Genomic DNA, 9,866 nt, shown 5'->3' with positions numbered 1-9,866 from the left:
CCCCACCTCAGCAGGGCCCCTCAGCGCCGCTTCACCTCCAGGTCCGCGGTAGCCTCCGAGGCCCCCAGGTCCTCGGTGCCCTCGTACTGCGCCGTGATCGTGTAGTCGCCGGCCCGCAGGAGCGGCGGCACCAGCACGTCGGCCTTGCCGTGGCGCAGCTGCACGGTCCGCGAGTAGGGGTGCTTGTCGTCCTCGCGGCCCACGGTGACGGTCACGCGGCCCGACGGCGTGGCGTCGTCGGCGGACACGGTGACCTTGACCAGGAACGGCTCCAGCGGGCGGACCGAGGCCGGGGCCTTGATCTGCGTCGTGGTCGCCGCGGGCAGCAGGTCGCCGGGCACCAGCGCGCTGACGGCGGTGCGGTGCACGCCGCCCTCGTCGGTGCCGGCGTAGACCCAGGCGCCGTCGGGGCTGACGGTCAGGGACCGCACCGACATCGCCGTCAGGTCGTGCGACGCCGACACCCACGTGGCGCCGCCGTCGGCCGAGACGAGCACCCCGGCGCCGTTGGCCGCCAGGCCGTACGGGCGCCAGCGAGCGGCGCCCGCGACGAGCAGCTCGGTGCCGGCGGCCGGACCGTCCGGCACCTCGACGGCGACGAACGTGCCCACCGCGGCGGACGTGTTCGGCACCTCGGCGGCGGCGAAGGTCTTGCCGCCGTCCGTGCTGACCCGGATGCCCGGGGTCTCGCCGACCACCACGTGGTCGGTGTCGGCCGGGTCGACCCACACGGACCGCACCTCGTCCTTGGTCAGGCGGGTGATCGTCCTGCCGAGGTCGTCCGAGCGGTACAGGCCGGACGACGTGGCCAGCCAGAGCCGCTGCTCGTCGACCGGGTCGACCACGATCTGCTGGACCAGCACCTCGTGGGCGTAGCTGGTCCAGGTCTCGAACCCGTCGGTCGAGACCATGAGGCCGGTGTCCACGAGCGAGGTGTAGCCGACGGCCACCGTGTCCTCGGCGTGCGGGGAGACGGCCAGCGCCGTCGGGCTGAAGCCGCCCGTCGGGCCCACCTGCGTGAGGTCGGCGTCGGACTCTCCGGCGCCCGCCGTCAGGATGCGGCCGCCGCCGAACGCGTTGGTGCCCACGGCCCAGACGTCGTGGTCGCCCAGCGGGGACTGGGCCACCTCGGAGACCTGGCGGCCGATGACGCCCTCGTGGCCGATCGAGCCCCAGTTCTGCGCGTCGGGGCCGAGGTCGGCCAGCGACTGCTGGTGCAGGCCCTCGAAGTCGACGGCGCGCAGCACGGGCTCGCCGTCGGCGTCGACGCCGGCGTGCACGCCGGAGACGTCGCTGCCGGAGACGCCCGCCTTGGTCCACTCCTCGCCGTCGTCGGTCGTGAAGATCCCGGCGTTCTCCATCGACATGACGATCTGCTCGTCCGGCGTGCCGGGCCAGTGGTCGACGTCGGTGGCGAGCGGCCCGCGCACGGGCAGCGGGTGGGTCTGCCAGGTCTTCCCGAGGTCGTCGCTGGTGCTGAAGGACGACAGGCCCGACGCGTACACGGTGCCGTTCGTCAGGCTGGTGACGGTGACGTAGGACTGCTCGGTGTCGGCGCCCTCCGTCCAGGTGGCGCCGCCGTCCGCCGAGGTCAGCGCGACGCCGTCCCCGCGGACCAGCACGGCGGTGGACCCGTCGGCCACGACGCCCTGGGGGCGGTCGCGGTAGTCGGTGGTGACGTACGGCCGGGTGACCTCGCGTCCGCCGGACAGCACGTCGGCGATCCGGTAGACGCCGTCGTAGGTGGCGATGAGCAGGTCGTCGTCCGCGAAGGCGGCGCCGTACACGAGGCCGCTCCACTCCGGGGCGACCCGGCTCCAGCGCTGCCCGCCGTCCCGGCTGACGTAGAGGCCGGAGTCGGTCACCGCGGCCAGCGCGTCACCGTGGGCGACGAGCTCGCTGATCGCGACGTCGGGGAAGGGCAGCACAGTCCAGGTGGCCCCGGCGTCGGGCGTGTGCACGATGCGGCCGGAGTAGCTGGGGTCGAGGGTGACCTTGCCGGCGGCGCCGTTCAGGGCCACGTAGAACCCGCCGGGCGTGGTCGTGTCGGCCACGGGGATGCCCCAGCCGTCGGCGACGGGCATGCTGCGCACCCGCTGCCAGGTGACGCCGTAGTCGGTGGTGACGAACGGGTGCACGCCGGACCCGGCCATCGCCAGGCCCGTCCCCGGGGTGGTGGGGGAGGTGGCGAGCTCGCGGGCCGCGCCCGAGAGACCGACCTGCTCCCACGCGCCCGGCTGGTCGGTGCCCTCGGACTGCACGCCGCCGGTGCCGGTCAGGGTGCGGCCGGTCACGGTCGCGCGGGCGTCGAGCCGGTAGGTGCCGGGCTCGTCGAGCGGCACGGTGCCGCGGTACCAGCCGGGGCTGGTGCTGACGGCGGTCAGCGCGGCGGTGTACTTCTCGCCGGACGGCGCGGTCGCCGTCGCGGTGGGCGTCGCCTCGGGTGCCATGGGCGCGTAGACGAAGACCTCGGTGGAGCCGGTCGCCAGGGTCGGCGAGGACTGCACCTGCAGCGGCCGCACGTAGGCGGCGTACGGGATGCGCACGGTGGAGCCGTCCGAGACGGCGCCGACGACGACGCCGGAGGTCTCGGTGCCGCCCGCGTCCGGGGTGCTGGTGTCCGGGGTGACCGTGAGGTCGACCGAGGCACTGCGGCCCGCCGGGATCTTGACCTGGCGCGCGGAGAGCTCGGCCTTGCCGGTGCTCGTCGCGGCGGCCTTCGCCGACAGCTTGACCGTCACGGCCTTGGTGCCGGAGTTGCGCAGCACGACGGTGCTGGTGCGCTTCGAGCTGCCGCCCATGTCGGCCAGCCCCAGGGAGACGGCGTCGGGGGCTGCCGTGACCTTCTGGTCCACGGCGACGGCGACGTCGAGCTTGCCGGCGCCCTGGGCGGACGGCGACACGTCGGTGTCGTCGGACTCCAGCGGCTGCGCGCTGCCGATGAGGGTCGCGCGGAGCTGCTCCGCGGTCTGCTCCGGCCGCGCCTGGGCCAGCAGGGCGGCCGCCCCGGCGACGTGCGGCGCGGCCATCGAGGTGCCGGACATCCGGTACTTGTCGCCGTCCACCCCGAACATGGCCGGGATGTCGGACATGATCTCGAAGCCGGGCGCCACGATCTCGGGCTTGAGCGTCATGGCGTCGCTCGGGCCGCGGGAGCTGAAGTCGGTGATCGTGTCGCTCACGTCGACCGAGCCGATGGTGCCCGAGACGGTGCCGGCCGCGACCTCGGACTTGAAGGTCTGGTACTGGGCCGAGCTGATGTTCATCATGACCAGGGACTCGCGGCGCAGGTCGAAGCCGCCGCCGGCCAGGACGTTCGCGGACCCCTGGGGGCCCGCGCCGCCGTCGCCGGCGGGGTCGGTCGGGCTCGGCGTGTAGAGCAGGGCGCCCACGGCCCCGTGCTCCTCGGCGAGCTGGGCCTGCAGCAGGTGCAGGCCCTCCACCTGGCCCAGGGACTTCACGGTCATGCTCTGCATGACGACGATCGCGCCGCGCACGTCGCCCGCCTGCTCGTAGTCCTCCTCGTCGAAGCCGTCGCCGACGTCGACCAGGCGGCCCGTGATGCCCTCGGCCGGCGGGTTGGCCGACATCGGGAAGCGGGTCACGTCCAGCGGGCGGGGCGCGTCGCCCTCGCGGGCGCCGTCGAGGGTCAGGGTCGGGTCGGCGACACCGGTCACCTGCGCGCCGACGGCGATGACGCCCTCGGCGGCGGCCGGCGAGCTGACGCTCTGGTCGTACGGTCCGGCGTTGCCGGCCGCGGCCACGACCACGACGCCCTGCCGCACGGCGGCGGTCGACGCGCGGCCCAGCGGGTCGGTGCCGTCGCCGGGCGTGCCGAGGCTCATGTTCACGACGTCGGCCGGGTGGTCGCCCAGCGGGTCCGTCGCGGCCTCCAGGGCGAGCAGCAGGTCCTCGGTGGTGCCGCCGCCGTTCGCGTCCATGGCCTTCCATGCCGTGAACGTCACGTCGGGCGCCATGCCGGTCAGGTTGTCGCCGCCCGCGCCGACGATGCCGGCCACGTGCGTGCCGTGCATGTGGTCGTCCATCGGGTCGGCGTCGTCGTTGACGAAGTCGTAGCCGTCGACCACGCGGTGGCCGGGGCCGAACCCGCCGCCGAGGTCGGCCAGCGTGTAGTCGATGCCCGTGTCGATGATCGCCACGGTGCGGCCCTCGCCCGTGACGGGCGCGCCGTCCGCGTCCTTGCGGTCCCAGACCTGCGGGGCGCCGGTGGCAGGGATGTTCGCCTCGTCGCCGAGGATGCGCACCGCGGCGCTCTCGGTGACGCGCGCGACGCCGGGGGCGGAGCGCAGCTCGGCCAGGTCCGCGGGGTCGACGGAGGCGACGACCGCGGACAGCAGGCCGGTGACGGACTCGGGCTTGTCGAGCTCGACGCCCTGCTGCTCGGCCCAGGACGTGACGCCCTCCTGGGCGTCCTCGACCTCGTCGACGGCGGCGCGGTAGTCGGCGGCGAAGGCGCTGCGCGCCCGCGCGGTACCGGCGCCCGTGGCGGTGCGTGCGGCGGCGACTGCCTCCTGGCCGACGACGTCGGCGGCCGTGGGGGAGTCGAGCTCGATGATGACGCGCACCGGATCGGCGTCGGGTGCGGCGTCCGGGGCCGCGACGGCGGCTCCGGGTGACAGGACCAGGGAGGCCGAGACGAGGGTGCTCCCCAGGAGGAGACCCCGGCGACGGCCGGAGGGCAGAGGTTGCATGAGGGCTGTCTAGCCCGCGCTACCCTGTGCGGGCAATGGGCGTAATGGCCGGAAATGGCCACTGGCCGGTACCGGCCGCAAGGTTTTACACGGGCGTCACGCGCGGGGGCACTTTTCACCCCGCCCGGCCGACACCCCTAGAGCCGGCCCTAGAGCCAGCCCTTGCGGACCGCCTGCACCCCCGCCTGGAAGCGGTTGGCCGCGCCCAGCCGGCGCAGCAGGTCCGCGCTGCGCCGCCGCAGCGTCCGCTCCGACAGCCCGAGCTCGCGCGCGATCGCCTCGTCCTTGGCCCCCGAGCCGAGCAGCGCGAGCAGCGCCCGGTCGTCCTTGCCGGGCCCGCGGTCCGGGGGAGCGGTGCCCTCCAGGCTGTCGGACGCCGGGATCTCCACGGCGTCGGCCCACACCGCCTCGAAGGCCGCGACCAGCAGGTCCACCAGCGGCCCGCCCTCGACGACGACGGCCGCCGGCCGCAGCGCGTCGAGGTCGGAGCTGACCAGCGCCGTGCGCCGGTCGGCGATGGCCAGCTTGGTGGGCAGGGTCCGCGCGATCCGGGCCTGCTCGCCCACCGACGCCGCGTGCCGCAGCTCCGCCCACGCGCCGGGGATGTCCAGCACCTCCGCCGCGTACACGGCTCGCCACTGGACGCCGCGGGCCAGCGCGAGCGGCTCCACGGGGTTCTCGTCGGCGAGCACGTACGGCGGCCGGTCGAAGGCCATGAACTCGCCCGTCACCTCGTGCTCCAGGCGGGTGTACCAGGCGCCGATCAGCGCGGGGTCGTCGATCACGTGCACGCCGGCCCCGGAGCCCGCGGCGTCGGACGCCTGCTCGAACAGGCCGGCCAGGTCCGGGATCGTCGCCCGGACGCGGTCGAGCTGCGCGGCGGTGCGGTCCGTGAGCGCCCGCAGCGCCACGCGCGGGTCGACCGCCGTGTACTCGCCGTCGCCCCCGGCGGTGCGGTTGATCAGCCCGGCCGCGCGCAGGCGCGCCAGCATCCCGGCCGGGTCGGTGCCCTCCAGCGGCACGTCCTGCGCGACGTCGTCCACCCCTACGGTGCCCTGGGCCAGCACGTACCGGTAGACCAGCCGGGTGTCGTCGTCGATGCCGACGGCCTCGAAGTCGCTGTCGAGGTCGGGCTCGGGATCCAGGGGCATGGGGGTCAGCGTAGGTCAGGCGTGCGCGCGGGACCGGGCAGGCCGGGCGGCGCCGTCCGACGTCGGCCGGGGGCGGGTGAAATTGCCCGGCGCGCGGCGGGCCGCCCACTAATCTGAGCGACAAGAATCACTGATTTTCATGCTGTCCGGCCGTGGTGACCCGCGAAACAGGAGAAAAGATGGCGAACCTGACCATTATCGAGACGTCACCCGACCCCGAGACGCACGTTCCCGGGCCGCGGTGGCCGTCCATCGCCGTGTGGATCCGCTCGCTCGGGCAGAGCCGCCTCGGCGCTCTCCTGCTCCTGGTCGGGACCCTCGCGGCCATCCTCTGGGCGAACATCTCCTACGAGTCGTACAGCGAGTTCTGGGAGACGCACCTCAACCTCGGGGTGGGCGACTTCCAGCTCGAGTTCACGCTGCACGCCCTGGTCAACGACGCGCTCATGGCGATCTTCTTCTTCACCGTCGGCCTGGAGGTGCGGCGCGAGTTCGCGATCGGCGAGCTCACGAGCTGGTCGCGCGCCATGGTCCCCGTCGCCGCCGCCGTCGCCGGGCTCGTCGTGCCCGCCGTGCTCTACGTGCTCATCGCGCGCGGCTCCGGCTGGGAGCACGCCTGGGGGGTCGTCATCTCGACGGACACGGCGTTCGTCGTCGGCGCCCTCGCGCTGATCGGGCCACGCGCGCCCGGCCGGCTGCGAGTCTTCCTGCTGGCGCTCGCGGTGGTCGACGACATCGGCGCCCTGAGCATCATCGCGCTCGTCTACACCGAGAACTTCGACCCGCTCCCGCTGGTGATCGCCGCCGTGGGCCTGGTCGGCGTCTACCTCACGCGCTACGTGCCCACCGGCCGCGGGCCGATCTACGCGACGCTCTCGATCATCGTGTGGGCGGCGTTCCTGGCCTCCGGCGTGCACCCGACCCTCGCCGGCGTGGCCATCGCGCTCCTGGTGCCGGTCTACCGGCCCAGCCGGCGCGACGTCGAGCACGCGCTGACCCTGGCGCGCACGTTCCGGCAGTCGCCCAACAGCGACTACGCGCGGGCCGCGGCGAACAGCCTGCGCGAGTCGATCTCGATCAACGAGCGGCTGCAGTCGGCGTACGCCCCGTACGTGGCGTACGTGATCCTCCCGCTGTTCGCGCTGGCGAACGCGGGCGTGCAGATCAACGCCGAGATCCTGGCCGCGGCGGCGAGCTCGGCCATCACCTGGGGCATCATCGTGGGCCTCGTGGTCGGCAAGTTCATCGGCGTGCTGGGCACCGGGACGGTCATGCGCGTGTTCCGCCTCGGGGACCTCGGGCCCGGGCTGACGCTCGACCGGCTCGCCGGCGGCGGCGCGCTGTGCGGCATCGGCTTCACGATCTCGCTGTTCATCGTGGACCTCGCGATCGAGGACGCCGCGGTGCAGAACGAGGCGCGGGTGGGCGTGCTCACGGCGTCGGTGGTCGCGTTCCTGCTGGCCGCCTTGATCTTCAAGATCTCGGACCGCGTGCACCCGTCCAAGGAGGCGGGGGCCACGCTGCTGCGCCCCGTCGACCCGGCCCGGGACCACGTCTTCGGCCCGGCCGACGCGCCGTACACGCTGGTGGAGTACGGCGACTTCCAGTGCGGCTTCTGCTCCAAGGCCTCGGGCGCCATCCAGGAGGTGCACCGCGAGATCGGCGACCGGCTGCGGTACGTCTGGCGGCACGCGCCGCTGGACCGGTACCACCCGAACGCCGTCGCGGCCGCCGAGGCGGCGGAGGCCGCCGCCATGCAGGGCAAGTTCTTCGACATGGAGCGCAGCCTGCTGCTGGACCAGGAGAACCAGCTCCCCTCGGACATCGTCCGGCGGGCCGAAGAGCTCGGGCTCGACGTCGAGCGGTTCGAGCGGGACCTGACCTCCCCGGAGGTGGCGGGCCGGGTGCGCGACGACGTGCTCGACGCCGAGGCGATGGAGGTCACCGCCGTGCCGACGTTCTTCGTCAACGGCCGCCGGCACACGGGCCCGTACGACGCGCAGTCGCTCATCCACGCCCTGGAGAACACGGCCCCGGTGGCGCAGGCCGTCCCGAACGACTGAACGTGTCAGACGTCCAGGTCACTCCGGTGACCTGGACGTCTGACACGTCCGGGGGTGGTGGGGTCAGCCCTTGACCGAGCCCGACATCAGGCCGCCGACGAAGTACTTGCCGAGGATGATGTAGACCAGCAGGGTCGGTAGCGACGCGAACAGGGCGCCGGCCATCGAGACGCCGTAGTTCTGCAGCAGCGCGCCGTTGGCGAGGTTGTTCAGCGCCACGGTGACGGGGCCGTTCTGGGACGAGGAGAAGAACACCGCGAACAGGAAGTCGTTCCACGCGGAGGTGAACTGCCAGATGAGCACGACGACGAAGCTGGGGATCGAGATCGGCAGCACGATCGACCAGTAGGTGCGCAGCATGCCCGCGCCGTCGACGCGCCCGGCCTCGATGAGCTCGTGCGGCACGGTCTGGTAGTAGTTGCGGAAGATCAGCGTGGTGATCGGGATGCCGTAGACCACGTGCAGCAGGATCAGCGTGGGCACACCCGTGGGGATCCCGAGGTTCAGCACGAGCTGGGTCAGGGGGATCATCACGGCCTGGTACGGGATGAACATCCCGAACAGGATCAGCGTGAAGACGATGTCGGCACCCTTGAAGCTCCAGCGCGAGAGCACGAACCCGTTCAGCGAGCCGAGGAACGCCGAGATGATCGAGCTCGGCACGACGATCGCCAGCGTGCGCCCGATCGCGGGCGCGAGCGTGGTCCACGCCATGGCCCAGTTGTCCATGGTCCAGATCTGGGGCAGGTTCCAGGCGCGGCTCGGGTCGGCGTCGCCGGTGCCCTTGAAGCTGGTCACCAGCAGCACGTACACCGGGATCAGGACGACGATCAGGAAGAAGATCAGGCCCACGTACTTCAGCGTGCGCGCGAGCGAGTACCGGCCCTTGTGCACGCGGGGCGCGACGGGCGCCGGGCGGTGCGCGGTGAGCTGTTCGGCTGCGGCGGTCATCGCTTCTCCTCACGGTTCGTGCGGATCAGGTAGGGCACGATGACGATCGCGACGATGATCAGCAGGATCGAGCCGACGGCGGCGGCGTTCGCGTAGTCGAAGCTCGACTTGAACACGAACATGTCGACGGCCGGGACCTTGGTCTGGTAGTTCGCCGGCTTGGAGATCGACATGATGAGGTCGAACGCCTTGAGCGACATATGGCCGATGATGATCAGCGCGGACAGCGCGACGGGGGAGAGCTGCGGGAACAGGACGTGCCGGTAGAGCTTCCACTCGGAGGCGCCGTCCATCCGGGCCGCCTCGCGCAGCTCCTCGGGGATGCCGCGGAACCCGGCGAGGAACAGCGCCATCACGTAGCCCGAGAGCTGCCAGATCGCGGGGATGGCGATGGCGATGATGCCGAAGGTGACGTTGTTCCACCAGTTGTTCTGCAGCGCGTCCAGCCCGACGATCTGGAACAGGCGGTTCAGGCCGGAGGCCTGCTCGCCCTGGTTGGAGTTGAGCAGCCAGCGCCACACCACGCCCGAGGCGACGAACGAGACCGCCATGGGGAAGAGGTAGACCGAGCGGAACAGTCCCTCGCCCTTGACGGGCTTCTCGAGCATCCAGGCCCACAGGAAGCCCATGATCATGGTGCCGACCAGGAACACGACCGTGTACAGCACGAGGTTCATCAGCGAGTGCTGGAAGTCCTCGCTGGCCAGCAGGTCGAGGTAGTTGGTGAACCACACGAAGACGGCCGGCTTCTGCCCGGTGGCCTGCGCCGCCGTGTGGTTGTCCGTCAGGGACGTGGTGAAGTTGGCGACGATCAGCCCGTAGACGAAGACGCCGACGAGGATCAGGGACGGGGCGAGCATGAGCAGCGGTGGCCCGACTCGCCGCAGTTTGTTCAGCATGTAGGTACCTCGGAGGAGTGGGCGCAGCCGCGGAGGGGGGGAGGGGGCGGGACGGGGGGGGGGAGGAGAGGACGGGGGGAGGGTGACGGG

Annotated in this window: 5 protein-coding genes; 1 reads left to right on the top strand and 4 read right to left on the bottom strand. The window is 72.5% G+C overall.

What is annotated here, in order from left to right:
• Positions 1-20: 20 nt before the first annotated feature.
• Positions 21-4,712, bottom strand: a complete 4,692-nt coding sequence (locus ACFV9Q_RS07325) for a S8 family serine peptidase (RefSeq protein WP_377233838.1) — start codon at positions 4,710-4,712, stop codon at positions 21-23.
• A gap of 149 nt (positions 4,713-4,861) precedes the next feature.
• Positions 4,862-5,863, bottom strand: a complete 1,002-nt coding sequence (locus ACFV9Q_RS07320) for a hypothetical protein (protein ID WP_377231781.1) — start codon at positions 5,861-5,863, stop codon at positions 4,862-4,864.
• A gap of 179 nt (positions 5,864-6,042) precedes the next feature.
• Between ACFV9Q_RS07320 and nhaA the strand changes: the two genes are divergently transcribed.
• Positions 6,043-7,926, top strand: a complete 1,884-nt coding sequence (gene nhaA / locus ACFV9Q_RS07315) for a Na+/H+ antiporter NhaA (protein ID WP_377233837.1) — start codon at positions 6,043-6,045, stop codon at positions 7,924-7,926.
• Positions 7,927-7,989: 63 nt separating this feature from the next.
• On the opposite strand, the gene ACFV9Q_RS07310 is transcribed toward nhaA, so the two are convergent.
• Together ACFV9Q_RS07310 and ACFV9Q_RS07305 are read right to left on the bottom strand one after the other, a co-directional pair.
• On the bottom strand, positions 7,990-8,877 hold the full coding sequence (locus ACFV9Q_RS07310) for a carbohydrate ABC transporter permease (protein ID WP_377233836.1): 888 nt from the start codon (positions 8,875-8,877) through the stop codon (positions 7,990-7,992).
• On the bottom strand, positions 8,874-9,776 hold the full coding sequence (locus ACFV9Q_RS07305) for a carbohydrate ABC transporter permease (protein ID WP_377232533.1): 903 nt from the start codon (positions 9,774-9,776) through the stop codon (positions 8,874-8,876). The genes ACFV9Q_RS07310 and ACFV9Q_RS07305 overlap by 4 nt, the downstream gene beginning before the upstream one ends.
• Between the last annotated feature and the right edge of the window lie 90 nt (positions 9,777-9,866).

It is taken from the genome of Promicromonospora sp. NPDC059942 (genome assembly GCF_042731755.1).
In the GTDB taxonomy this organism is placed as follows: domain Bacteria; phylum Actinomycetota; class Actinomycetes; order Actinomycetales; family Cellulomonadaceae; genus Promicromonospora.
Note: the sequence above shows the minus strand (reverse complement) of the source record. Positions and strands in the feature narration are given on the sequence as shown.